A 24,527-nucleotide genomic window follows, 5' to 3' on the forward strand; every position below is an offset into this window, starting at 1 on the left:
CGCCGCCGCGTGGGCGTGACCGGCGGGCTTGGGGCGCGTTCACAGCGTGTGACGCTCCCGGCGCCGAGGCCTTCGCGGAATCACCGCCGGGCGTCCGGGGTTGGGGGAAGGGTCACGACCACCAGAGGGAGAATCGATGAAGTTCGGAATCTCGACGTTCGTCACCGACGACGGCATCGGACCGGCGGATCTGGGGCGCGCGATCGAGGAGCGCGGGTTCGACGCGCTGATGATCGCCGAGCACACCCACATCCCGGCGAGCCGGGAGTCGGCGTACCCGGGCGGTGGGGACCTGCCCGCGCCGTACTTCAAGACGCTCGACCCGTTCGTCACGCTCGGCGCGGCCGCGGTGGCGACCGAGCGGATCCAGCTGGTCACCGGCATCGCCCTGCTGATCCAGCGCGATCCGATCGTCACCGCCAAGGAGGCCGCCACCATCGACCTCATCTCCGGCGGGCGTTTCGTCTTCGGCGTGGGCGCGGGCTGGAATCTGGAGGAGATGCGGAACCACGGCACGGACCCGAAGACCCGCGGCAAGCTGCTCGACGAGCGGATCGAGGCGATCAAGGCGCTGTGGACGGACGAACCCGCCGAGTACCACGGCGAGTTCGTGGACTTCGACCCCGTCCACCTGCGTCCCAAGCCGGTCCGGCGGCCGCACCCGCCGATCTTCGTCGGCGGGGACTCCGCCGCCACCGAGCGGCGCGTGATCCGGCACGGCGCGGGCTGGATCGCCAACCCGCTGCCCGTCGAGCGGCTCGCCGCCCGGATCTCCTCGATGCGCGAGGCCGCGGGCCGAGAGGTCCCCGTGGCGATGTTCGGCACCCCGGTGGACCCCGACCGCTGGCACGCCTACCAGGAGCTGGGCATCGAGACCCTCGGGCTCATGCTGCCCTCCGTGCCGCGTGACGAGAGCCTGAAGCTGCTCGACGAGTTCGCGGAGGCGGTCAGCCGCTTCGAGCGCGGCTGACCCCGGGGGGCGACGGGACCGCCGCCCGGGGCGGGGAGGCCGCCGCCGGACTCGCCCCCCCGCACCGGCGTGCTCGACCGCGGGGCGAGCCCCGACACGCTGGGCCATCAGGGTGCCGCGAGTCGGCCGCCCCGGGGCGTCGGCCCGGTCAGCGCGTCGGTGCGGGAGCGGATCTGGGAGTGTGTGACGGGACCTGCGCCCGTTCCCGTGCCGCTCTCGTCAGGAGGCTCCGCGTGCCCGACGTGCCGCTGTGGCTGTGGCTCGCCTTCGTCGCGGCCGTGATCGGGTCGCTGGCGGTCGACCTCCTGGCCCACCGCGACACCCATGTGATCGGCTTCCGGGAAGCCGCGCTGTGGAGCGCGTTCTGGGTCGGCCTCGCGCTGGCCTTCGCCGGGCTGGTCTTCGGCGTCCTGGGCAGGACGGCGGGGGTGGAGTACACCACCGCGTGGCTGCTGGAGAAGAGCCTGTCGGTCGACAACCTGTTCGTCTTCGCGCTGATCTTCGGGTATTTCAGGGTGCCGCGGGAGTACCAGCACCGGGTGCTCTTCTTCGGCGTCATCGGAGCGCTGGTCTTCCGCGGGCTCTTTCTGGCGGCGGGCGTGGCGGTGGTCACCCGGTTCTCCGCGGTGCTGTTCGTCTTCGCCGCCATCCTGCTGTACAGCGTCTACAAGATCCTGCGCGGCGAGGACGAGAGCTTCGACCCGGGGCGGAGCCTGGCCGTGCGCCTGCTGCGCAGGGTGGTCCCGGTCCGCGAGGAGTACAGCGGGGCGAAGTTCTGGGTCACCGAGGGCGGCAGACGCCTCGCCACGCCGCTGCTCGCGGTGGTGGCCGCGGTGGAGGCGGCCGACCTGGTCTTCGCCGTGGACAGCGTGCCCGCCGTGCTGGCGGTCAGCGACGACTCCTTCATCGTCTACAGCAGCAACGCGTTCGCCATCCTGGGCCTGCGCGCGCTCTATTTCATGCTGGCAGGGCTGCTCGACCGCTTCCACTACCTGGGCAAGGGGCTGGCGCTGATCCTGGCGTTCATCGCCGTCAAACTCATCCTCCAGGCCGCCCACAAGACGATCGACCACGCGGTGCCGGAGATCCCGTCCCTGGTCAGCCTGGCCGTCATCGTCGTCGTCCTGGCCGCGTCGGTCGTCCTGAGCCTCGTGCGCCCGCCCGCGGCCGCGTCGTCCGGCAGCGCTCCCCCGCCGGACGCGGGACCGGGCGCGTGAAGCACGCTGCCGGGGCCCGGCGGGCGCGGCTGCCCGTTCATCCCCGCTGTGCCAGGGCGATCAGGCGCTGGAGGTGCAGGCCGCGGGCGGCGTCCAGCGGACCCGGGACCTGGGCGCGGACGGCGGCGGCGAACTCGGCGCGCAGCAGCGGCCAGCTCTCCCGGTGGCTGGCGCCGTGGCTGTCCCACACCAGTTCTCCCGCGTCGCCGAAGAGTTCGACCCGGGTCCGGGCGCGCGGCAGGCGGACCGCGCCGGACAACGACGCCTGGCTGACCGCTCCGTTCTCGTGGCGGCAGGACAGCTCGATCCAGCGGCGCGGGTCGCCGGTGGCCTCGACCGCGACGATGGTGCCGACGGCGGCGTCGAGCAGGTCCAGCAGATGCGGACCGAGGTCGAGCAGCGCGCCCTCGGTCAGCCGCCAGCCGGTCGCCGCCTCGCCGCCGAGGAAGGCGCCGTGCAGGTAGCAGGATCTGGCTCCGGTGACCGGGGTCCTTGCTGCCTGCTCCAGGAAGGCCCGGGTGGTGGGGTGGTAGCGCTTGGTCAGCACCATCTGCGATACGACCCCGGTCTCGGCGACGGCGGCGGCGACCGCCTCGGCCGCCGGCAGGTCCGCGCCCAGCGGCTTGTCCAGCAGCAGGGCGCGGCCGGCGCGTGCGGCCCGCACCGCCAGGGGGGCCTGGACGGCGGGCGGCACGGCGAACGCCACCGCCTCGCAGGAGGCGAACAGGTCGTCGACGTCGGTGACGGCGGTGGCGCCGTGCGCGGCGGCGAGTGCGGCGGCGGCCTGCTGCCGCCGGGCCCAGACGGCAGTCAGGGTGGTCTCGGGCCCGGCGGCCAGCATGGGGGCGTGCATGTCGCGCGCCCAGGGGCCCGCGCCGACCAGACCGACGCGGACCGGCGCGGGGGCAGGGGGAAGGGAGGTCATGGGAAAGGCTCCGCGGCGGGAGGAGGGCGCCGGCCGGTCAGCCGACGAGGGTGTCGTCCCCGCCGGCGCGGGCTCGGCGGGACGGGTCGTATCGGGTTGGGCCGTATCGGGCTGCACCGTATCGGGCTGGGCCGTTGCCGCGAGCGCTTCGGCGGGCGCGCTCGCGGCGAGGCCGCTCAGCCGCAGATCCGCCTGCTCGGGGGCGTAGAGGTGCTCGACGACCATCTCGCACGCGCCGATCAGCGCGGCCCGGTCGCCCAGCCGCGAGGTGACGATCTGCAGGCTGCGGGTGGCCCGCGGCAGCGCGCGCTGGTACATCAGCTCCCGCACACCGGTGAGGAACTGGGTCTCCGCCAGGTCGCCGGCGATCATCAGCACGCCGGGGTTGAGCAGGGTCACCGCGGTGGCCAGAACCTCGCCGCAGCGCTGACCGGCCTCGCGGGCCAGCCGCACGGCGTCCGGATGCCCGTCGTCGAGCAGGGCCCGTACGTCGGTCCCGGAGGCGGCGGGGACGCCGAGCGCGGCGAGCTGCCCGGCGACCGCACGACCGCTGGCGACCGCGGCGAGGCAGCCGTAGGAGCCGCACATGCAGCGAGCGTCCGGCCGGTCGTGCAGGCGGATGTGGCCCAGGTCGCCGGCGCCTCCGTCGATGCCGCGGAACGCCTTGCCGTCGACGACGACGCCCGCCCCGATGCCGGTGGAGACCTTGACCAGCATGAAGGTCGAGCAGTCGGAGTGACCGCGGCGCTGTTCGCCGAGCGCCATCAGGTTCGCGTCGTTGTCGACCAGCACCGGCAGGGCGGCGTCGGTGCCGGCCCGTGCGGCAAGTGCCGCGCGCAGCCGTTCGCGGATCGGATGGGCGTCCCAGCCCGGCATGATCGGCGGGCGGATGACCAGGCCGGAGTCGAACTCGACGGGTCCCGGCACCGACAGCCCCACGCCGCAGACCTTCGCGGCGGGCTGCCCGCTGCCCGCCAGCAGGTCGGCGAACCACCCGGCCAGGGTGTCCAGGACCGTGTCGGGGCCGTCCGCGATGCGCAGTTCGCCGCGCCGCTCGGCGACGACGTTCCCGGCGAGGTCCAGGACCGCCGCATGGGCGTGGGTGGTGTCCAGGTCGGCGCAGAGCACGGCGGCGTGCCCGGTGTCGAAGGCCAGCCGGACCGACGGACGGCCGCCGGTGGACATCTGACCCGGTGTCGAGGTCACCCAGCCCGCCTCGAAGAGCTGGTCGAGCCGGTTGCCGACGGTCGAACGGGACAGGCCGGTGAGGGTCTGCAGCTCGCCGCGGGTGCCGGCCTGGCCGGTCCTGATCAGCTCCAGCAGGTACCCGGCGGTGCTCCGGGGGGATGGCATCGGACGGGTCTCCTCCGTACGGGTGGGGCGCGGTGGGCAGCGGCGCGGGCGGTGGCGCGGCGGGGCGTGCGGCGGGTGCCGCGGGTTGCGGCTCAGCTCTTGTCAGCGCCGCTGGTCAGTCCCTCGGTGAGGAACCGCTCCGCGGCGTAGAACAGAACTATCACGGGGATGGTCAGCACCACGGACCCGGCCATGAGCACCGTGGTGGGCACCTCGATGGCGTTGTCCATCTGCGACAGCCCCAGCGAGACCGTCCACTTGGAGGGGTCGGCGGCCAGGAAGAGCAGCGCGAACAGGAACTCGTTCCAGGCGATCATGAACACGTACAGGCCGGTGGCGATCAGCGACGGCGCGGCCAGCGGCAGCACCACCCGCCACAGGGTGCGCAGCCGCGAGCAGCCGTCCAGGGCGGCGGCTTCCTCGATGCTCGCCGGGATGGTGGTGAAGTAGTTCCTGAGCATGTAGATGGACACCGGCACGGTCTGCGCGATGTACACCACCGCGAGGCCCACCAGGCTGCCTTGCAGGCCGAGCCGGGCGAACATCACGAACAGCGGCACCGCGAGCAGGGTCGACGGGAACAGGTAGACGGCCAGGAACAGCGCGCTGATCTGGCCGTTCCCGGTGAACTTCAGCCGGCTGATCGCCCATGAGCCGGGGATCGACGCGGCCAGGGTGAGCACCACCGTGCCGAGCGAGACCAGGGCCGAGTTGCGCAGCATGCCCAGCAGCCCCTGGCCGCCCTTGGACGTCGGTTCCAGGATGTCCTTGTACGTGCTCAGGGTGATCTCGTGCACGGGCACCCACAGCCGGCCGGGGTGCAGCAGCAGTTCGCCGGTGGGCCGGAACGACAGCATCACCATGTAGTAGAACGGCAGGACCGTGGCCAGCAGCAGCGCGGCGATCACCACGTACCGCAGCGCGCCGAACAGGCGGTCCTCGAACTGTGCGCGGCTCATGCCTCTTCCTCCTGGACGCGCTTGGCGAAGAACACGAAGTAGACGCCGAGGAGCACCATCAGGATCACCGCGAGCACCAGGGCCTGCGCGGCGGCGGCGCCGACGTCGTAACTGGCCGTCAGGAAGTCGTAGACGCGCACGGACACCACGTCGGTGCCGGAGTCCCCGCCGGTGAGCAGGTAGACGTCGTCGAACTTGTTGAAGGTCATGATGAACCGCAGCACCGACAGCAGGGCGATGACCGGCATCAGCTGCGGCAGCAGGATGTGGCGGAACCGCTGGGTGACGGTGGCGCCGTCCACGGTGGCGGCCTCCTCGATGCCGGCCGGGACGGCCTGCAGCCGGGCCAGCAGGAAGAGGAAGGCGAACGGGAAGTAGCGCCAGATCTCGAAGGCGACCACGGTCAGCAGCGCGAGCGGCAGGTGCATGTGGACGCCGAGCACGTTCGCACGGTAGGAGTCAGTGGACAGGAACGCGATCGGCTTGTGCCAGCCGAACAGGTGGCGGCCCCAGTTGTTCACGATGCCGGTCTGCGGGCTGAGGGCGGTCTCCCACACGAAGGTGACCGCCACCACCGGTGCCACGTACGGCAGCAGCATGGTGCTGCGCACGATCCCGCGTCCGCGGAACGGGCGGCGCAGGGCGAGCGCCGCGACGAGCCCCAGCACGATGGAGCCGACGGTTCCGCCGACGGTGTAGAGCAGCGTGGTCCACAGCGAGGACCAGAAGCCCGGCGAGCTGAAGACCAGGTTGAAGTTGCGCCAGGTCCAGTTGCCGAAGAGGTTCATCGTCTGCAGGTCGATCAGCCGGGCGCGCTGGAAGGCCAGCAGAACGGTCCAGGCGATCGGCAGGACGACGATCACCAGGACGACCAGCAGGGTCGGCGAGATGAAGGCCAGCCCGGCCCGGTTGTCGCGCCGCTGCGAGGGCGAGCGGCGGCGGCGCCGTACGGCGGTGGGTGTGCTCATGGGGGTTTCCTCGGGTCTCGGGCGCGCGTCCTCGGGCGCCGTGCTGCCGCTGCCGCGGGGGACGTCCACCTGCTCCCCGACCGGGCCGCTCACTGGGCCAGCGTCTTCCGCAGGGCGGAGACGGCCCGCTGGGCCTGGTCCGCGGCGTCCTTCGCGGACGTGCCGTCGCCGCCGGTCATCGAGCCGATGGCCTGGGGCACCGGGAGCGAGCCCTCGGTCGCCCCGACCAGCGCGCCCTGTCCCTGGGTGATGCCCCAGCGCTGCATGTTGCCGACGCCGGCCAGCAGTCGGTCCAGGAAAGCACCGGGGAACAGCTGGTCCATCGGCTTGAGGGTGTCGACGCCGATCTTCATGGTCCGCCAGTCGGTGACGTACTTGCGGGGCTCGGCGGCGGTGCCGTCGCGGACCGGGATCTTGCCCTCGGGCTCCATGCCGATCCAGCCCTCGTAGCCGCCGGACATCATGAACTCGACGAACTTCTCAGCCGCGGCGGTGTGCGCGGTCTTGGTGATGGTCCAGGACGAGATCTCGCCGAACTGGGCGGGGGCGGCGCCGTCGGGTCCCTTGATCGCCGTGACGATGCCGGAGTTGCGCGACAGGAACGTCTTGTCGGACCTGCACTGAGGGCAGTTGGGCAGCACGTCGTCGCGCAGGCCGGCCAGCGAGTCCAGCAGATAGGTGGACCAGACCACCATGGCCGACTGGCCGGCCTGGTAGGTGGCGCGGGTGGTGTCGACGGTCTGGGTGCCCGCGGGTCCGGTCGCGGCCAGCCGCGCGTAGGTGCTGAACGTCTTCTCGCAGGCCGGGCTGGTCAGCGAGACCTTGCCGGCCGCGGTCACCAGCTTGCAGCCGTTCGCCACGGCGAAGTCCTCGAAGCTCTGCTGGGTGAAGACGTCGCGCGGGTCGGTGGCGAGCGAGATGCCGCTCGTCGAGCCGGTGTCGAGGGTCTCGGCCGCCTTGACGATGGCGGCGTACGTGTCGGGCACGGGCAGGTGCGCCCGGGCGAACAGGTCCTTGCGGTAGACGAGGATCTGCTGCCACGAGTCGCTGGGGACGGCCAGCGGCGCGGCGCCGTCGCTGGTGAGCTTGAGCGCGTTGGGGTTGAAGGTGGTGCGTCCGAGCGCCTGCAGCACCCGCGCGGTCGCGCCGGTGTCCAGCAGGCCGTTGGTGTACATCTGCCAGACGGGGGCGAGCGGGATGCCGCCCATGACGTCCGGCAGCTTGCCGGCCGCGGCGGCGGACTCCATGAGCTGCGGGAGCTGCCCCTCGTCCACCCCCACGAGCTTCACCTTGACGCCGGACTGCCGCTCGAAGACGTCGATGAGCTTGCGCGTCGCGGCCATCCGGTCGGGGAGGTTCTCCTCGCTCCACACCGTGATGCTGTTGCCGGTGCGCGAGGTGGCGCCCTGGCCGCAGCCGGCGAGCAGGCCGGCGCCCAGGGCGACGGCGGCGGCAGCGGCGACGCCGCCGGTGAAGCGGCGTCGGAGCCGGCGTCGGGGCCGGGCTCCGGTGCGGCGCCCGGGCCGGCTCCCGGCCGCGCCGACACCCCCGTCCCTGCCCGCGCCTCTGAGCAACCACATGCGCATGAACCGTCCTCACTTGCACGACGTGCGTTAACGACGTGTTGCATAACAGCACCACTTTTGCGTGTTGACAAGACTTAAGTCTGGGATATCTTCGACACAAGTCGACGTCATCTGCCTGTCAGTGGCGCTCATCTCGGAGCCCGGAGTCATCGTGGAACGCATCGTCCAGTTCACCGGCCCTCGCCAGGTCGAGGTCGCGCCCGTCGAACCGCAGCCGCTCCCGCCGGGGCACCTGCGCGTCCGCACCCGCTTCTCCGGCATCTCCGCGGGCACCGAACTGACCGCCTACCGCGGCACCAACCCGTACCTGACCCGCACCTGGGACCCCGGGTCCCGGCTCTTCCGCGACGACGAGGCCGGCATCGCCTACCCGGTCGCCGGCTGGGGCTACTCCGAGGTCGGCGAGGTCACCGAGGTCGCCCCCGACGTGGCCGGCGCCCAGGGGTGCCGGCCCCCGGCGACGTGGTCTGGGGCATCTGGGGCCACCGCAGCGAAGGCGTGGTGCCGGTCGCGCGGATGACCGGCCACCTGCTGCCGGCCGGACTCGACCCGCTGGCCGGCGCCTTCGCCCGGGTCGGCGCGATCGCGTACAACGCCGTGCTCGCCGCCGACATCCACCTCGGCGAGCAGGTCGCGGTCTTCGGCCAGGGGGTCATCGGGCTGCTCGCCACCCGGCTCGCCCGGCTCAGCGGCGCGGAGGTCATCGCCGTCGACGCGCTGCCGGCCCGGCTGGAGGCGGCCCGCGGCCACGGCGCGTCGCACGTCCTGGACGCCCGCGCGGGCGGCGTCGCCGAGGCCGTCAGGGAGCTGACCGACGGGCGCGGCGCGGACGTGGCGATCGAGATCAGCGGCGCCTACCCCGCGCTGCACGAGGCCCTGCGCACGGTCTGCGTCGGCGGCCGGGTGGTGGCGTCCGGCTTCTACCAGGGCGAGGGCGTGGGACTGCGACTCGGTGACGAGTTCCACCACAACCGGGTGCAGCTGGTCTGTTCGCAGATCGGCGGCGTGCCCGCGCAGTTGGCGCACCGGTGGGACGTCGAGCGACTGCAGAGCACTTTTCTGCGCCTGGTCGCGGCCAGCCGGGTCGACACCGGCGGCCTGGTCAGCCACCGGGTGCCCGTCGCCGAGGCGCCGGCCGCGTACGCGCTGCTCGACGAGCGGCCGGCCGAGGCGCTCCAGGTCGTCCTGGAGTTCTGAGACCCGGCGGCCCGTTCCCGGCCCGCGTCACGCGTCGCGCGCGGCCCGCCGCCAACCGCCTTCCCGAACCGCCCCCGAACGCCCCGAATCCCCGCCCTCCGGACCGCTTGAGAAAGGCTCTCCCCTCCATGCTCAACCTCGCCTGCCAGGAGCAACTGCTCCCCGGCGACACCCTTCAGGCCAAGTGGGAGTTCGCCCAGGAGGCCGGGTACGACGCCATCGAGCTGCGCGGCAAGGGCGGCTTCTCCTTCCGTGACCGGCTGCCGGAGCTGCGGGCCGCGCTCGCCGACGGCGTGGTCATGCCCACCGTGTGCGTGGACATGCTGCACTTCTTCGGCGCCTTCGACGCCGAGCAGCGCCGTGACGCGATCGAGCAGATGAAGTCGCAGCTGAGCGTGATCGCGGAACTGGGGGGCCTGGGCGCACAGACGCCGGCCTCCTACGGGATGTTCTCTCGCCGCCTGCCCCCCTTCGAGCCGCCGCGCTCCACGGCCGAGGACCGCGAGGTGCTGCTGAGCGGCCTGGCCGAACTGGGCGAGCATGCCCGGGCGGAAGGCGTCGCCCTGTTCCTCGAACCGCTCAACCGCTACGAGGACCACATGGTCAACCGGCTGGAGCAGGCCGTGGAGCTGATCCGGGACGTCGGTCTGGACTCGGTGCGGATCGGCATCGACAGCTACCACATGAACATCGAGGAGGCCGATCCCGCCGCCGCGATCCTGGCCGCCGCGCCGTACATCGGCCACGCCCAGGTCAGCGACTCCAACCGGTTCCAGCCCGGTGCCGGGCACCTGGACTGGGGGGCCTGGCTCGGCGCCCTGGACGCCGCCGGCTGACGGCGGATACCTCGCCGTGGAGTGCCGGCTGACCGGCGATCCGGAGCAGGCGGTGGCTTCGGTGCCGGCGTTCCTGCGGCGGGCGGCGGCATGACGGCCCTGCTCGACGCCGGCGTCCGACCCGGCCGCGAGCGGCGCCGACGGCTGCGCGCCGACGCGGCCCGCGTGCTGCTCGCCAACTGGTCGGGCGCGGGCACCGTCCCGTCCCGATCGCTGTACCCGCACCAGTGGAGCTGGGACTCCGCCTTCATCGCCATCGGCCTGCGGCACCTCTCGCCGCGCCGCGCCCAGCAGGAGCTGGAGTGGCTGCTGAGCGCACAGTGGGCCGACGGCCGTATTCCGCACATCGTCTTCAACCCCTCGGTGCCCGCGGGCGCCTACTTCCCCGGGCCGGACTTCTGGCGGTCCGCCGACGCGGGCGCGGACCGCGGTGCGCCCGCGCTCGCCCAGACCTCGGGGATCGTGCAGCCGCCGGTGCACGCCCTGGCCGCCTGGCTGGTGCACCGGGCCGACCCGCGCGAGTCGGCACGCCGCGGCTTCCTGTCCAGGGTCGCGCCGCGCCTCGCCGCCTGGCACGCCTACCTGGGCGAGCGGCGGGATCTCGGCGGAGGCGGGCTGAGCGGCGTGGTGCACCCCTGGGAGCCGGGCTTCGACAACAGCCCGTGCTGGGACGCGCCGCTGGCCCGTGTCGTGCCAGGCCGCCGAGGACTCCTACCGGCGCGTCGACCTCGACCACAGCGTCCCCGCCGACCGGCCGACGGACACGGACTACGCGCGGTACGTGCGGCTGGCCCGGGACTACCGCGACCACGGCTACGACGACGCCGCGCCGCACGCCTTCCGCGTCGAGGACCCCGGGTTCAACGCGCTGCTCATCATCTCGGAACACGCGCTGGCCGACATGCTCGCCGAGCTGGGCGACGACCCGGAGCCGGCCAGGTCCCGCGCCCGGCGGCTGACCGCGGCTCTCGTGGGCCGGTTGTGGGACCCCCGAAGGGGCCTGTTCGCGCCGCGCGACCTGAGCGACGACCGGCTGCTGCCCGTGGCCTCGGTGAGCGGCCTGCTGCCCCTGGCCGTCCCGGGACTGCCCCCGGAGACCGCCGAAGCCCTGATCCGCACCGCGACCGGCGAGCGCTTCGGGCTGGGCCGCGTCCACATGGTGCCCAGCTACGACCTGACCGCGGCGGAGTTCGACGCCAACCGCTATTGGCGCGGCCCGAGTTGGTTCAACACCGCGTGGCTCGTCCACCGCGGGCTGCGCGCGCACGGCGATCCGCAGCAGGCGGAGGAGTTGCGCCGCGGCATCCTGCGGGACGCCTGGGCGAGCGGTTTCGCGGAGTACGTCGATCCGCACACCGGTGCGGGTCGCGGCATCCGCGACTTCAGCTGGACCGCGGCACTGGCGCTCGACCTGCTGGAGGATCCGGGGGACGAGCAGTGAGCCGGGAGGAGGGCACGGCCGGCGACGGCGACCGCGTGCTGGTGGACCGCGGCACCTTCGCGCTGCTCGGCCGCGACGGAAGCGTCACCGGCCGCCGCGGCGCCACACCCGACGGGCTGTTCGTGGACGACGCCCGGCACCTCAGCCGCTGGCGGATCACCGCCGACGACCGACCGCTGACCGTGCTCACGGCCGGCGGGGGACTGCCGTCTGCGTCCTGCCGGCCACTCGGGACGAGCCCTCGCCGTTCACCGTGACGCGGGACCAGGCGGTCGCCTCGGGCGTCCTGGCGGAGCGGCTGACCGTGCTCAACAACCTGCCGCGGCCGGTGACGGTGGTGCTCGGCCTCGACGTCGACGCCGACTTCGCCGACCAGTTCGAGCTGCGCTCCGACGGCAGGACCTACGACAAGCCGGGCGCCGAGCGCGGCACGGAGATCGGCACCCCGGCTGCGGGCGGCACGGGTGTCACGTTCCACTACCGGCGGCCGGGCGGCTGGTCGGCCGCCACGTCGGTGAGCTGCGACCCGCCGCCGGACGCGATCGCCGAGCCGGACCCCGGGACGGGATGTGTGCTGACCTGGCGTCTGCGGCTGCCCGCGCACGGCGCCAGCCGGATCGACCTCACGGTGCGCGCCACCCCCGGCGGGCGGACTGTTCCCGCCGGCGGCCCGGCGAGGCCGCAGATGCTCACGAGCGCGCAGCCCTCCCGCGCCGCCTCGCCGCCCGCAGCCGTGCGCGCGGACCTGGCGGCCGACGCCGCCGCGTACGCCGACGGCTTCGCGCTGCCGGCGCACGGTGGGACGCCCGGTGCGGCACCGGGCCTGCCCGGCTTGGAGAAGTCGGTCCGGCGCGGCATCGCCGACCTCGCCGCGCTGCGCGTGCCCGCCGCGGGGCCCGACGGCGAACCGCTGCTCGTGCCGGGCGCCGGAGCCCCGTGGTTCCTCACCCTCTTCGGCCGCGACTCGCTGCTCACCTCGCTCTTCTGCCTGCCGTACCGCCCTGCCACGGCCGCGGACACCCTCCTGGCGCTGGCCGCCGCGCAGGGCTCGGCCCGTGTCGCCGCCCGGCTCGAAGAGCCGGGGCGGATCCCGCACGAGCTGCGCCGCGGGGAGCTCGCGCACTTCGGGCAGGTGCCGTACGGCCGCTACTACGGCTCGGTCGACGCCACCGCGCTGTTCCTCGTGCTGCTGCAGGCGTACACGGAGCGCACCGAGGACACCGCTCTCGCCCGCAGGCTCGAACCGCACGCCCGTGCCGCCGTGGCGTGGATGTTCGCCGACGGCGGGATCGACGACCACGGCTGGCTGGTCTACCGCTCCGACGAGCAGGCGGGCGGCCTGGCCAACCAGAACTGGAAGGACTCGGCGGGCGCGGTGTGCTTCGCCGACGGCAGGCAGGCGACCGGCGCGATCGCCGTGGCCGAGGCGCAGGGCTACGCCTACGACGCGCTGCGCCGGACCACCGCGCTCGCCGAGGAGGTGTGGGCGGACCCGGAGTGGGCCCGGTCGCTGCGGCACGCCGCGGCGGACCTGCGCCGGCGCTTTCCCGAGGAGTTCTGGCTGTCGGCCGCCGACTTCCCGGCCCTCGCCCTCGACGGCGAGCGGCAGCGGGTCGACGCCCTGGCCTCGGACGCGGGACACCTGCTGTGGTCCGGCATCCTGGACCCGGACCGGGCGCGGCGGGTCGCGCGCCGCCTGCTGGAACCGGACTTCTTCTCCGGCTGGGGCATCCGCACCCTGGCCGCCGGCCAGATCCCGTACCACCCGCTGGCCTACCACCGCGGCGCCGTCTGGCCGCACGACAACGCGGTGATCGCGCTCGGAATGGCGGCGCAGGGACTGACGTCCGAGGCCCGCACCGTGGCGGAGGGCCTGGTCGCCGCCGCGCGGGCCCGCGGCTGGCGTCTGCCGGAGGTCATCTCCGGGTACGGCCGGGAGGTGCATCCCGAGCCCGTGCCCTATCCGCACTCGTGCTCGCCCCAGGCCTGGGCCGCGGCCACCCCCCTCGCCCTCCTCACCGCCGTGGGCCCGCGACCCGCCGGGTCCGCCGGGTGAGACGGTGCGGCAGGGGCGGGCACGCGGGTCGCCGGGCCGGCGCGGGGCGTCCCGTCGTCACGGGTGGTCCGGCTGCTGCTCGGGCGGGACGCCGCCGCCGGGTCCGCCGCCCTTGTCGCCCTTCTCCATGCCGTGCGGGCGGGCGCTGGGGCCGCCGGGCCCGACCTTCCCGTCCTGGCCGGCCTTCTCCTGGGCCGACTCCTGTACGGCGGCGCCGCGGTCGCTGCGCCGCACCTCGTTGGACTGCGGCTTCTTGCCCATGTCGGGTCCTTCCTGCCGTAGGAGCGGAACCCGCCCGGTCCCCCGCGCCCCCGTGCGTGCGGCGAGTCCCGTGGTCTTCGCGACGCCTTTCCGCGGCGTGTCCCGCGAAACCCCCGTACGAGCAGCAATCGATCCCTCCCCCGCGCTCATGAGCGCCCCGGAAGCGGGTACCGGGAGGCCGTGACCGCGACGCGGACCGCGGGGACGCCCGGGGCGCGCCCCGGGAGTCGGCCGGGGCGCCGCTGCGCCGGTGCGCGCGAGAGCCGAGTCCGACAGCCGAGTCCGACAGCCGAGGAGGAGCGAAGCCATGACGCAACCGCCGCAGGAGCAGAAGCTGCCGGGCACCGAGGACCGGATGGAGCCGCGACCGGACCACGGCGAGCAGAGTTACCGGGGCTCGGGCCGGTTGGCGGGCAAAGCCGCGGTGATCACCGGGGGCGACAGCGGGATCGGGAAGGCCGTGGCCATCGCCTACGCCCGCGAAGGCGCCGACGTGCTGATCTCGTACCTGGACGAGCACGAGGACGCCCGCGACACCGCCCGCTGGGTGGAGGACGCCGGCCGGAAGGCCGTGCTGGTGCCCGGCGACCTGGCCGACCCCGCGCACTGCCGGGCGGTGGTGGCCGAGGCCGTGTCCGCCTTCGGCAGGATCGACGTGCTGGTCAGCAACGCCGCCTACCAGATGACCCACACCACGCTGGAGGAGATCCCCGACGAGGAGTGGGACCACACCCTCGCGCTCAACCTCGGCGCGCTGTTCCACCTGACCAAGGCGGCGCTCCCGCACATGAGTCCGGGCTCGTCGATCATCGGCTCGTCGTCGGTCAACTCCGACCAGCCGTCCCCGACCCTGCTGCCGTACGCGGCGACGAAGGCGGCCATCGCGAACATGATCGCCAGCCTGGCCCAGCTGCTCGCCGAGCGCGGCATCCGCGCCAACAGCGTGGCGCCCGGTCCCATCTGGACGCCGCTCATCCCGGCCACGATGCCCGCCGAGCACGTCGGGGAGTTCGGTTCCAACGTCCCGCTCGGACGTCCGGGCCAGCCGACCGAGGTCGCCCCTGTCTACGTGATGCTGGCCTCCGACGAGGCCTCGTACGTCTCGGGCGCGCGCGTCGCGGTCACCGGCGGCAAGCCGATCCTGTGACGCGCGGCGCCGGCCCGTCGTCGGCGCGGGCGGGCCCCCGCGCGGTCAGGGCGCGGACGCGGAGGTGCTCTCGCGCACGACCAGGTGGTGCGCGGTGGTGACGCGGCGTGCGGGCAGGTGGTCGAGGCGGCCGTAGACCCGGTCGGCCAGGCACTGCAGGGCCGCCGCGGCGATCTCCTGCTTGTGCGGGGAGACCGTGGTCAGCCGCGGGGTGGAGTAGCGGCCGTCCTCGATGTCGTCGAAGCCCGCCACCGCGAGGTCCCGCGGCACCCGCAGTCCGCGCCGCAGCGCCTCGTAGAGCGCGCCGAGGGCCAGTTCGTCGCTGAAGCAGAACACCGCCTCGGGGGCCGGCCGGCGTCCAGCAGGCGGCTCATCGCCCGGCGGCCCTCCTCGCGGTGCAGGGACTCCACCGGGACCTCCAGCCGCGGGTCGGCCGGCACGCCCGCCGCCGCGAGCGCCTCGCGCATGCCCTGCGCGCGCAGTGCCGCCGTGCCGTTGGCCAGGTGCGGCTGCAGGCCCACGGCGGCGATCCGGGTGCGGCCGGGCGCGAGCAGGTGGGCGGTGACCTCGCGGGCGGCGGCCACGTTGTCGATCGCGACGTGGTCGGCGGCGCCGCGCGGGTCGCTCTCGCCCAGCACCACCAGCGGTGTGCCGTCCGCGTGCCGGCGCAGCTCCCGGGTGCCGATCGACCACGGGCTGATGATCATCGCGTCGACCGCGTGCCGCCTGCTCTCGGACAGGAACCGCAGCTCGCGCTCGGCTGATCCGCCGGTCTGCTCGATCAGCAGCGTCCAGCCGCGCTCCTCCGCGGCCTCCACCAGCAGTCCCGCCAGCTCGCCGAAGTAGGGCGAGTGCAGCTCGGGGATGGCCAGGCCGATCAGCCCGGTGCGCCCCTGGCGCAGGTTGCGGGCGGCGAGGTTGGGCCGGTAGCCCAGCTCGTCGATCGCGCGCTGGACCCGCTCGCGGGTGGCGGCGGCCACCGGCGCGGTGTTGCTGACGACGTTGGACACGGTCCGCATGGACACGCCGGCCCGCTCGGCCACGTCCTTGAGCTTCGCGGCCACCGCCACCACCTTCCGCCTCAACGGGCTCCGCAGACGCCCCGATCATTCCACGCCCTGCGTGACGCCTGCGCGCGGTCGCCGCGACTGGTCGGCCGGGTCGCCTCCACCGACTATTGCCACGTTGCATTCTTCGTTGCAATAGTAGCCGGACACCGTGGCCGGCACCGGACGCCGGCCGCGTCCAGGACGAGGAGAACGCCATGCAGTCCACCCCCCGAAACACCGCCGGCGCCGCCGGGAACACCGACGCCGCGGGCGCCACCGCCGGCACCGGAGGCGCCGCCGACGCCGCCGCCACCGCCGCCCCCACCGCCACCGCCGACGTCGCCGCGGCCGTCGAGGCCCTGTACACCGACGGCATCACCGCGCTCCGCGGCGCCTTCACGCCCGAGTGGGCGGACCGGATGCGCGAGGACATCGAGGCCGCGTTCGCCGAGGCGCGGCAGCGTCCGGGCGGCGCGGTCGGCCGCGGTCCGAACCGCTACTACGTGGAGATCCACCCGGAGCAGATGCGCGGCTTCGCCGACCTGGCCGGCCACCCGTGGGTGCAGGGCGTGTGCGAGGCCGTTCTCGGTCCCGACTACCGGATCGTCGAGTTGGGCTTCGACGTGCCCCTGGAGGGGGCTGTGGACCAGCCGTGGCACCGCGACTTCCCCTCCCCGCGCGAGACGTGGGGCGAACGGCGGCTGACCTCCCTGGCGTTCAACGTCACCGGCGTCGACACCCGCGAGGACATGGGCCCGTTCGAGATCGCGCCCGGCACGCAGTGGGAGCGCGGCGACGACTTCGACCACGAGATGTTCCCGCCCCGCTCGTCCTTCCCGCGCTACGCCGCGCGGGCGGTGCGCAAGTACCCGCGGCGCGGCGACGTCTCGGTGCGCTCGGCCCTCACCATCCACCGCGGCACCGCCAACCACTCGGCCACCGCGCGCCCGGTGCTGGTCCTCGGCGTCGACGCGCCGGGCGCGGGCAACGACGCGCACCACGGCATGGCGATCACCCCCGCCGCCCTGCGCGGCCTGCCCGAGTCCGTCCGCGCCCACCTGCGCTGCCCGGTGGTGGACACGCTGCCGCCGCTGGTGCAGAAGCACACGATCGAGGGCCTGGTGATGGGCGAGGCGTGACGCCGGTCACCGACGGTCCGCGGCACGGCGGTTGAAACCGCCGCAATTCGCTGAGCATACGTTCGAAGGGTCCAGGGCAGGCGACCTGCAACCGTGACCCGCACGGTCCGGTCTCCGGCCGGCCCGATCCGTCTGGACGAGGCATGACGACAAAGGACAGCAGCAGCACTGACGCCGAGGCCCGGGCTTCCATGCCCGAGGTCATGCGCACCATCACCCGGCAGATGAGCGAGATGTTGGGGCTCCAGCCCGCGGGCGTGTCCGCGGTGGAGTCCACGGAGCAGGGCTGGCGGGCGCACCTCGAAGTGGTCGAACTGGAGCGCATCCCCGAGACCACGAGCGTGATGGCCACCTACCGCGTCGACGCGGACGCGAGGGGAGAGGTCGTCGGCTACGAGCGGATCCGCCGCTACTCCAGGGGCCAGGTGGACCGTTGACCGGTGCTTCGCGGGCCCGACGGACCGACGTGTCCGTACGGCGGCGGCAACAGCCGCGCCAAGGCGCGCCTCCCCCGGCCGGTCCCCGAGCGGCCCGGTCCCGGAGGCGCTACGCAACGGAACAGGAAAGAGATGATCCGACGTGAGTGTCGTCGCACAGAGCAGCTCGTCCGTGTCCCGTGGAGGGGGCTCGGGCAATCTCTACGACGTACTTGAACTGATCCTCGACCGGGGCCTGGTGATCGACGCCTTCGTCCGGGTGTCCCTGGTCGGGATCGAGATCCTCAAGATCGACGCCCGCATCGTGGTGGCGAGTGTGGACACGTATCTGCGCTTCGCCGAGGCCTGCAACCGGCTCGACCTGGAGTCCGGGCGCAAGGCGCCCTCGCAGCTGACGGACCTGGTCGGCGAGGCCACCGAGTCCGGCGCGAAGGGGAAGTCCAAGGGGGCGCTGAGCGGCGCCGTCGAAGCCATCACCGAGTCGCTGCACGGTGGCGACGACGACTCCGACGACGAGAAGAGCGGGCGCCGCAAGTCCGCGTCCTCCTCCTCGTCGTCCTCGTCGGGCGCCGGCCGTCGCACCGCGACCCGACGCAGGGAAGAGTGAGCCGTGGCCACCTACGTCTACGCGATCGCCGGCCGTGAGCACCCGCTGCACCTGGACGGCGCCGGCGGTGTCGGCGATCCGGCACGCGAGTTGAGGACGCTGCGGGCGGACGAGCTGGAGCTGGTGGTCAGCGACGCGCCGGAGGGCCTGCGCGCCAAGCGGCGCGACGTGGTGGCCCACCAGGGCGTGCTGGAGCGCCTGTTGGAGCAGGGACCGGTGCTGCCGATGCGCTTCGGTCTGGTCGCTCCCGACGACGGCCGGGCGGTCGAGGCGGTCCGCGAGAAGGCCGGCGAGTACGCCGACCGGCTGCGCGAACTCGACGGCTGCCGCGAGTACAACGTCAAGGTGACGCGCGTCGAGGAGGAGTTGCTGCGGCAGATCCTCGCGGAGGTCCCCGAGGCCCGCCGGCTCCAGGCGCTCAGCCGCGAGCGGCCCGACGACCCGAACCGGAAGATGGCCCTGGGCGAGTTCCTGGCCCACCAGGTCCAGGCGCGGCACGAGCAGGACGCCGAGCGGATCGTCGCCGGCCTCGCGCCGTCCGCGGTGCGCTGCACCGTGGGGCAGGCGACCGGCGACGCGTTCCTCAACGTCTCCTTCCTGGTGTCCCGGGACCGGGCCGCCGCGTTCGTCGAGGCGGTGCACCAGGAGGCGGAGCGCCGCGGCGACGGCTACGCCTTCCGCACCCACGGGCCGCTGCCGCCGTACAGCTTCGTCTGACCCGCCCGGTCCTTCTCCGGCGCCCGGCCGCCGGCCGTTCCTCCGGCCGGTCCGGCCGCCGCGCCCCCGACCCTCCAGGAAGGTCTCCACGCCATGGGACTCGTCACCGGGCTGCTCACCCTGCCGCTGGCGCCGGTACGCGGCGCGATGTGGGTCGTCGACCAGGTGGTCACGCAGGCCGAGCGGGAGCTGTACGACCCCGCGCCGGTACGCGAGGCGCTGGTCCGGCTGGAACAGGAGCTGCTCGACGGACGCATCGGGGAGGAGGAGTTCGACCGGCGCGAGGACGAGCTGCTCGACCGGCTGGAGTGGCTGGAGGCGCGCTCCCGGTCGCTCCCCCCGGACTGAACCACCACCGCCCGCGGCCGTACGGGCCGCGGCGACGACAAGGAAGCGCAAGGCACGTGATGACGAATGCGAAGATAGGGATCGCCCTGGCGGGCGGCTACGTCCTGGGACGGACGAAGAAGGCCAAACTCGCCCTCGGCCTGGGGATGTACCTGGCCGGCAAGAAGCTCGATCTGAACCCGGCGGCGCTGGGCAAGGCGCTCGCGGGCTCGCCCGTGCTCGGCGAACTGCGCGGGCAGGCGGGCGAGCAGTTGCTCACCGCGACCAAGAGCGCGGCCAAGGACGCGCTGACCAAGCGCGTCGGGAGCATCGCCGACTCGCTGCACAGCCGTACGCAGGGCCTGGGTCCGGGCTCCGACGAGGCCGCGCAGGCCGAGGGAGCCGACGAGGCCGACCGGGCCGACCGGGCCGGCGACGACACCGAGGACGACGCCCAGCGGGACGGCGGGCGGGACGCCGCGCCGAGCCGCGGCACCACCGCCGGGCGGACCGCGAAGAAGACGGCCAAGAAGGCCGCGAAGCGCCCCGCGAAGAAGACCGCCGGGTCGGCCTCCGGGCGGGCGGACGGCGCCCGCTCCTCGGCGTCGTCCGCCCGCAAGTCCGCGTCGGCGTCCGGCCGCAAGGCGGCGGGCACGGCGCGCGGCGCGGCCTCGCGGACGACCCGGGCCACCCGCGGCACGGGCGGCAGGGGAGGCGACCGTGGCTGACACGAAGCTGAGCACCCTCAAGGGCGCGCTCACCGAGACCCCCGAGGCGCAGCGGCTGAAGGAGGAGCTGTCCGGCTACCTCCAGGCGCGCGCCCGCAAGACGGTCAGCGACCTCGGCGACCGACTGGGCCAGGGCCTCAACCGGCTCGGCGAGTCCGGCGGCGGCGCGGCGTCCACGGCGGTGGCCAAGGGACGCGAGGCGCTGGACGAGGGCCGCTCCCCGGCGCGGGCGCTGGCCGCGGCCGGCAAGAGCCACCTCAAGGAGACCCTGAAGGGGAAGGCCAAGGAGATCTTCGGCAAGGGACGCAAGAGCGGCGGAGGCGGAGGCGGCGCCAAGCGGGTCACGATCGTCGAGGACATCGACGTCGGCGTCCCGGTGCGCGAGGCGTACGACCAGTGGACGCAGTTCCAGGAGTTCAGCACCTTCGCCAAGGGCGTCGTCAGCGTCGAGAGCGTCGACGACACGTCCGCCAACTGGAAGGTGAAGGTCGCCAAGTCGACCCGCAGTTGGCGGTCCAACGTCACCGAGCAGGTGCCGGACGAGCGGATCGCCTGGACCACGGAAGGGGCCAAGGGGACGGTCCGCGGGGCCGTGACCTTCCACCCCCTCACCGAGGACCTGACCCGGGTGCTGCTGGTCCTGGAGTACTTCCCCAAGGGCTTCATGGAGAAGACCGGCAACATCTGGCGCGCCCAGGGCCGCCGTGCCCGGCTCGACCTGAAGCGCTACCGCACGTTCGTGATGCTGCGCGGCGAGGCGCCGGACGGCTGGCGCGGCGAGATCCGCGACGGAGAGGTCGTCGTGGACCACGAGGACGCGGTCCGCGAGGAGGAGGCGTCGGCCGGGGCCCGTGACGAAGAGCCCAGGGACGACGAGCCCCGCGAGGAGGAGCCCCCCGAGGACGAGCTCCCCGAGGACGAGGCCGCGGAGGACGAGGCTCCGGAGGACGAGGCGGCCGAGGACGAGCTCCCCGACGAGGAGTACGCGGACGACGACGAGTTCGCGGACGAGGACCTGGCGGAGGACGCCGAGCCGGACGAGGACGAGCTGCCCGAGGACGAGCCGGCCGAGGACGACTTCCCCGAGGAGGACGTGGAGGCCGCCGAGGACGCCGAGGACGAGGACGCCGAGCCTGTCGAGGACACCGACGACCCCGACGAGGAAGAAGAGCCGGCCGAGGAGGGCGGCCGGCGGCGGGCCGGGGCGCGCACCGGGCGCGGAAGGAGCTGATCCCACGTGAACGGATCGATGGCCGAGCGGATGGGGTCGCCCATGGCCGCGGCCCCCTACGGCCAGGCCGCCGGCACCGCCAACCTGGCCGACATCCTGGAGCGGGTGCTCGACAAGGGCATCGTCATCGCCGGCGACATCCAGATCAACCTGCTCGACATCGAGCTGCTCACGATCAAGCTGCGGCTCCTCGTCGCGTCCGTGGACAAGGCGAAGGAGATGGGCATCGACTGGTGGGAGCACGACCCGTCGTTGTCGTCGGGCGCCCACGGCGGCGGTGCGGTGGCGGACGGCTCCCGCTCCCGCGGCTCCGACGCCGTGCCGGCCGGCCGCGGCTCGGCCGGCGCCCTCCCCGGTGAGCCGGGCGCCGACCAGGACGCCGGCGCTGGCGGGAGCGCCGACCGGGACGCCGACCAGAGCGCGGAGATCGAGCGGTTGCGGGCCGAGGTCGCGCGGCTGCGCGCCGGCCGCGACGACTCCGGGGAGGCGGACCGATGAGCGCGCCGACCCGGACGGCGACGCTCGTCTACGTGTACGCGGTCGGCCGCGACGTGGCGGCCCTGGACGCGGTGGCGCGACGGTCCGGCGCCGCCGGGCACGGCGGCGCGCCGCTGCGGGTGGTGGAATCCGGCGGCCTGGGCGCGCTGGTGTGCGACGTCCCGGCCGACCGGTTCGGCGAGGAGGGCCTGAAGCGGCGGCTCGACGACCTGGCGGCGCTGGAGGAGCTGGCGCGGGGACACCACGGCGTGGTGGCCGCCGCGTTCGACGCGGTGACCGTGCTGCCGATGCGGCTGGCGTGCGTCTACGCCGACGACGCGGGCGTGCGCGGCATGCTGGCGACGGAGGCCGGCGGCTTCTCCGCCCTGCTCGACTCGCTGGAGGGGCACCGGGAGTTCGGCGTCAAGGTATACGCCGATCCGCGGTCGGCGGGATCTCCGCCCTCGCCCGCCCGGCCCGAGGGCGCCGAGGGTGAGGGCGCGCGCCGCGCGGGCGGCCCGGGCATGGACTACCTGCGCAGGCGCCGCGCCCAGCGCGACGGCGCGCGCCGCGCGTACGCGGAGGCCGAGGCGATGGTGCAGCGCGTCGTGGAACGCGCCTCCGCGTTCGCCACCGCGCACGCCCGCCACCGGCCCCAGCAGGGCGCCCTCGCCTCGGGGCCGGGCGAGAACGTCGCCAACCTGGCGTTCCTGGTGCCCCGCGCGCGGCAGGAGGCGTTCACCGCCGCGATGGAGGCGCTGGGGGCCACGCGTCCCGGCGTCCGGGTGGAGGTGACGGGCCCGTGGGCCCCCTACTCGTTCGCCACCGCGCAGGACGGAGCGGTCGATGGGCCGTGACGAGCCGGGCGGCGCGTCCTGGGCGGACCGCACGCTCCCGTCCCCGCCTTCGCCGCCATCGCGGGTGCCGGCGTACGAACCCGCGCCGGTGGGGCGGCAGGTCGCGCTGATCGATCTGCTGGACCGGCTGCTCAACGGCGGCGCGGTGCTGACGGGCGACATCGTCCTGTCGATCGCGGACGTGGACCTGGTCCACATCGACCTGCGGGCCGTGATCCGCTCCCTCGGCCCCGACGCGCCGTCGCCGTGGGCCTGATCCACCCGCCGGACGCGGGTCGTGTCCATGCGCGGGCCGCGGGTCGCGTCCATGCTCGTGCCGCGGGCCGTGCCACCGAGGGGAGGCCGTGTCGATGACCGACGGGGAAGCCGTGCCGGCGGCCGACGAAGAAGCCGTGTCTGCGGCCGGCGACGCCGGGTGGGAGGAGCTGGCCGCGGCCGCGTCCCAGGCCGTCACCCGGGCCGCGTCCCGGGCGGGGACGGGGCTCGCCGCCCGGCTGGACACCGACCCGGACACCGTGGAGCGCGACTTGATGAAGCTCGTGCTGACGCTGGTCGAGCTGCTGCGGCAGCTCATGGAGCGGTCCGCCCTGCATCGCGTCGACAAGGGCGACCTGAGCGAGGAGCAGGAGGAGCGGATCGGCCGCACTCTCATGGTGCTGCACGACCGCATGCGGGAGCTGTGCGCGCAGCAGGGGCTGACGATGGCCGATCTCAACCTGGACCTCGGGCCGCTCGGCTCGCTGCTGCCGTACGACGGGTGAGGGCGGTCCGGCCGTGACGGCGACGCGCGGGCCCGGCAAGGGGTTTGCGAACAGGTGAGCGGTAAGACGAAGTGTCATGGACGACGACAAGAGCACCTCGCGAAACGAACCGGACACCTCGTCCTCCGGCGCGGCGAAGAGCCGTGGGACCGCGGCCGAGAGCGGCACGGAAACGCGCGCCCCGGCGTCCTCCCGGTCCGGGAGGACCGGCGGTTCCAGCACGTCGGGCGGGTCGGCGAAGAAGACCGGCCCCGCGCGCACGTCCGCCGCCAGGAAGGCCACGGCCGGCAAGGCCGGCGCCCGCAAGCCGACCACCCGCAAGGCCGCGGCGCGCAAGCCGGCGGCCTCCACGACCGCGGCCCGCTCCGGCGACGCGAGCCGCGGCGCGGCAAGCGGCGGCACGGCGAGCGGCGGCACGGCGAGCGGCGGCACGAGGGCCGGGAGCACGGCGCAGCGCGCCGCGAAGGCGACGTCGAAGACGACATCGAAGGCGGCGTCGAGCGCGGCCGGCGACTCGGCCGTCACGGACGCGGCGCACACCGCGAAGTCCACCGTCGCGGCGGCCAAGAGCGCCGGCGGCGACACGGCGCGCGCGGTGGCCGGCACGGCCGCCGCCCGGCTGGACGCGGGTCGGCGCGCCGTCGCCTCGCTCCCGAAGGCCGCCACGTCGGGCGTGCTGGCCCTGAACCGGCTCCTCCACCTCAAGGGGGCGGTCGTGGCCGGCGCCGGAGCGACCGCCGCCGGCCTCGTCGCGGTCGGCTACACGGTCGGGCGCAAGTCCGTGGACCACGCCTTCGGGCCCCTCACCCGCGCCACCGGCGGCCGTCTCTGAGGCCGTTCGCCCGCTCCCGCCCCGTCGCCCGCAGCACGGGTGTGCGCCGACGGGGTGAAGGACGCCGCGCCGGGGAACCCGGCGCCGCCGCGGACCGACGGGTGGTGTGACGGCGCCGACCGGCCCCGTCACACCACGACCGGAGGCGCGGCACGCGCCTCCCGGACACCAGGAGCGGCGCGATGAGCACCAAGGACTACCTCGTCACCGGCATGACCTGCGGGCACTGCGCGGACAGCGTCCGCCGCGGACTCACCGCCGTGCCCGGAGTGGCGGACGTGACGGTCGACGTCGCGGCGGGCGCGGTCACCGTCGCCGGAACGGACCTCGACGACGCCCTCCTGCGCGCGGCGATCACCGAGGCCGGATACGAGGTGGCCACCCCTGTCGCCCTCTGACGCCGCGACGGCGCGCCGTCCCGGCCGGGCCGTGCCCGCCCGGGACGGCGC

Annotated in this window: 23 protein-coding genes and 5 pseudogenes; 21 read left to right on the plus strand and 7 right to left on the minus strand. The window is 74.2% G+C overall.

The window, feature by feature from the left end; all coding sequences use genetic code 11:
- The first annotated feature begins 136 nt into the window (after positions 1–136).
- Both VSR01_RS04195 and VSR01_RS04200 read left to right on the plus strand, forming a co-directional pair.
- A complete protein-coding gene (locus VSR01_RS04195; RefSeq protein ID WP_326447938.1) occupies positions 137–970 on the plus strand; it encodes an LLM class F420-dependent oxidoreductase in 834 nt (277 codons plus the stop codon).
- Positions 971–1,203: 233 nt separating this feature from the next.
- The gene (locus tag VSR01_RS04200) at positions 1,204–2,187 is read left to right on the plus strand and encodes a TerC family protein (protein WP_326447939.1); all 984 of its coding nucleotides are present in this window, start codon (positions 1,204–1,206) and stop codon (positions 2,185–2,187) included.
- A 37-nt stretch (positions 2,188–2,224) separates the two neighbouring features.
- On the opposite strand, the gene VSR01_RS04205 is transcribed toward VSR01_RS04200, so the two are convergent.
- The 5 genes and pseudogenes from VSR01_RS04205 to VSR01_RS04225 all read right to left on the minus strand — a co-directional run bounded on the left by VSR01_RS04205 (position 2,225) and on the right by VSR01_RS04225 (position 7,972).
- The gene (locus tag VSR01_RS04205; protein ID WP_326453487.1) at positions 2,225–3,112 is read right to left on the minus strand and encodes a Gfo/Idh/MocA family protein; all 888 of its coding nucleotides are present in this window, start codon (positions 3,110–3,112) and stop codon (positions 2,225–2,227) included.
- A 162-nt stretch (positions 3,113–3,274) separates the two neighbouring features.
- Positions 3,275–4,465: pseudogene (locus tag VSR01_RS04210) on the minus strand (ROK family protein); the annotation flags it as partial.
- A 92-nt stretch (positions 4,466–4,557) separates the two neighbouring features.
- Positions 4,558–5,424: a carbohydrate ABC transporter permease gene (locus tag VSR01_RS04215; RefSeq protein ID WP_326447940.1), complete on the minus strand. Its 867-nt coding sequence runs from the start codon at positions 5,422–5,424 to the stop codon at positions 4,558–4,560.
- Positions 5,421–6,392: a carbohydrate ABC transporter permease gene (locus VSR01_RS04220; protein ID WP_326447941.1), complete on the minus strand. Its 972-nt coding sequence runs from the start codon at positions 6,390–6,392 to the stop codon at positions 5,421–5,423. The genes VSR01_RS04215 and VSR01_RS04220 overlap by 4 nt, the downstream gene beginning before the upstream one ends.
- Before the next feature lie 89 nt (positions 6,393–6,481).
- Positions 6,482–7,972, minus strand: coding sequence for an ABC transporter substrate-binding protein (locus tag VSR01_RS04225; protein ID WP_326447942.1), 1,491 nt, complete (start codon positions 7,970–7,972; stop codon positions 6,482–6,484).
- Between the two features lie 157 nt (positions 7,973–8,129).
- Here VSR01_RS04225 and VSR01_RS04230 point away from each other — a divergent pair.
- The 5 genes and pseudogenes from VSR01_RS04230 (at position 8,130) to VSR01_RS04245 (ending at position 13,508) form a co-directional block, all read left to right on the plus strand.
- Positions 8,130–9,175 (plus strand): annotated as a pseudogene (locus VSR01_RS04230) (zinc-dependent alcohol dehydrogenase).
- Positions 9,176–9,303: 128 nt separating this feature from the next.
- Positions 9,304–10,105 (plus strand): annotated as a pseudogene (locus VSR01_RS04235) (sugar phosphate isomerase/epimerase family protein).
- Positions 10,102–11,452 (plus strand): annotated as a pseudogene (locus VSR01_RS04240) (MGH1-like glycoside hydrolase domain-containing protein). Before VSR01_RS04235 ends, VSR01_RS04240 begins: the two co-directional pseudogenes overlap by 4 nt.
- Positions 11,449–11,709 (plus strand): glycogen debranching N-terminal domain-containing protein, encoded by a 261-nt coding sequence (locus tag VSR01_RS37640; RefSeq protein WP_442785394.1) that lies wholly within the window; start codon positions 11,449–11,451, stop codon positions 11,707–11,709. The pseudogene VSR01_RS04240 and the gene VSR01_RS37640 overlap by 4 nt, the downstream one beginning before the upstream one ends.
- Positions 11,706–13,508: a glycogen debranching N-terminal domain-containing protein gene (locus tag VSR01_RS04245; protein WP_442785395.1), complete on the plus strand. Its 1,803-nt coding sequence runs from the start codon at positions 11,706–11,708 to the stop codon at positions 13,506–13,508. The genes VSR01_RS37640 and VSR01_RS04245 overlap by 4 nt, the downstream gene beginning before the upstream one ends.
- Positions 13,509–13,565: 57 nt before the next feature.
- Here VSR01_RS04245 and VSR01_RS04250 read toward each other — a convergent pair whose 3' ends face one another.
- Entirely contained in the window at positions 13,566–13,769 is a 204-nt protein-coding gene (locus VSR01_RS04250) for a hypothetical protein (protein WP_326447943.1), read from the minus strand.
- A 307-nt stretch (positions 13,770–14,076) separates the two neighbouring features.
- Between VSR01_RS04250 and VSR01_RS04255 the strand changes: the two genes are divergently transcribed.
- The gene (locus tag VSR01_RS04255; RefSeq protein WP_326447944.1) at positions 14,077–14,916 is read left to right on the plus strand and encodes an SDR family oxidoreductase; all 840 of its coding nucleotides are present in this window, start codon (positions 14,077–14,079) and stop codon (positions 14,914–14,916) included.
- A gap of 45 nt (positions 14,917–14,961) precedes the next feature.
- On the opposite strand, the pseudogene VSR01_RS04260 reads toward VSR01_RS04255, so the two are convergent.
- Positions 14,962–15,980, minus strand: a pseudogene (locus VSR01_RS04260) (LacI family DNA-binding transcriptional regulator).
- A gap of 200 nt (positions 15,981–16,180) precedes the next feature.
- Here VSR01_RS04260 and VSR01_RS04265 point away from each other — a divergent pair.
- From VSR01_RS04265 to VSR01_RS04325, 13 genes are all read left to right on the plus strand, one after another.
- Entirely contained in the window at positions 16,181–17,104 is a 924-nt protein-coding gene (locus tag VSR01_RS04265) for a phytanoyl-CoA dioxygenase family protein (RefSeq protein WP_326447945.1), read from the plus strand.
- 143 nt (positions 17,105–17,247) lie between these two features.
- Positions 17,248–17,541 carry a gas vesicle protein GvpO gene (locus VSR01_RS04270; RefSeq protein WP_326447946.1) on the plus strand — a complete coding sequence of 98 codons (294 nt, stop codon included), beginning with the start codon at positions 17,248–17,250 and terminating at the stop codon, positions 17,539–17,541.
- Between the two features lie 142 nt (positions 17,542–17,683).
- Entirely contained in the window at positions 17,684–18,148 is a 465-nt protein-coding gene (locus tag VSR01_RS04275; protein WP_326447947.1) for a gas vesicle structural protein GvpA, read from the plus strand.
- 3 nt (positions 18,149–18,151) lie between these two features.
- A complete protein-coding gene (locus tag VSR01_RS04280; RefSeq protein ID WP_326447948.1) occupies positions 18,152–18,865 on the plus strand; it encodes a GvpL/GvpF family gas vesicle protein in 714 nt (237 codons plus the stop codon).
- A gap of 93 nt (positions 18,866–18,958) precedes the next feature.
- Entirely contained in the window at positions 18,959–19,213 is a 255-nt protein-coding gene (locus VSR01_RS04285; protein ID WP_326447949.1) for a gas vesicle protein GvpG, read from the plus strand.
- A gap of 59 nt (positions 19,214–19,272) precedes the next feature.
- Positions 19,273–19,920, plus strand: coding sequence for a hypothetical protein (locus tag VSR01_RS04290; protein WP_326447950.1), 648 nt, complete (start codon positions 19,273–19,275; stop codon positions 19,918–19,920).
- Positions 19,913–21,151 (plus strand): SRPBCC family protein, encoded by a 1,239-nt coding sequence (locus tag VSR01_RS04295; RefSeq protein ID WP_326447951.1) that lies wholly within the window; start codon positions 19,913–19,915, stop codon positions 21,149–21,151. Before VSR01_RS04290 ends, VSR01_RS04295 begins: the two co-directional genes overlap by 8 nt.
- Positions 21,152–21,181: 30 nt before the next feature.
- Positions 21,182–21,649, plus strand: coding sequence for a gas vesicle protein (locus tag VSR01_RS04300; protein WP_326453488.1), 468 nt, complete (start codon positions 21,182–21,184; stop codon positions 21,647–21,649).
- Complete coding sequence (locus tag VSR01_RS04305; protein ID WP_326447952.1) at positions 21,646–22,485, plus strand: GvpL/GvpF family gas vesicle protein; 840 nt, start codon at positions 21,646–21,648, stop codon at positions 22,483–22,485. Before VSR01_RS04300 ends, VSR01_RS04305 begins: the two co-directional genes overlap by 4 nt.
- Positions 22,475–22,741, plus strand: a complete 267-nt coding sequence (locus VSR01_RS04310) for a gas vesicle protein (protein ID WP_442785396.1) — start codon at positions 22,475–22,477, stop codon at positions 22,739–22,741. The genes VSR01_RS04305 and VSR01_RS04310 overlap by 11 nt, the downstream gene beginning before the upstream one ends.
- Before the next feature lie 94 nt (positions 22,742–22,835).
- Positions 22,836–23,246, plus strand: coding sequence for a gas vesicle protein K (locus VSR01_RS04315; protein WP_326447953.1), 411 nt, complete (start codon positions 22,836–22,838; stop codon positions 23,244–23,246).
- A gap of 76 nt (positions 23,247–23,322) precedes the next feature.
- Complete coding sequence (locus VSR01_RS04320; protein WP_326447954.1) at positions 23,323–24,078, plus strand: hypothetical protein; 756 nt, start codon at positions 23,323–23,325, stop codon at positions 24,076–24,078.
- Between the two features lie 182 nt (positions 24,079–24,260).
- Positions 24,261–24,476 (plus strand): heavy-metal-associated domain-containing protein, encoded by a 216-nt coding sequence (locus VSR01_RS04325; RefSeq protein WP_326447955.1) that lies wholly within the window; start codon positions 24,261–24,263, stop codon positions 24,474–24,476.
- Positions 24,477–24,527 lie beyond the last annotated feature (51 nt).

This window comes from Actinacidiphila sp. DG2A-62 (genome assembly GCF_035825295.1).
Classification (GTDB): domain Bacteria; phylum Actinomycetota; class Actinomycetes; order Streptomycetales; family Streptomycetaceae; genus Actinacidiphila.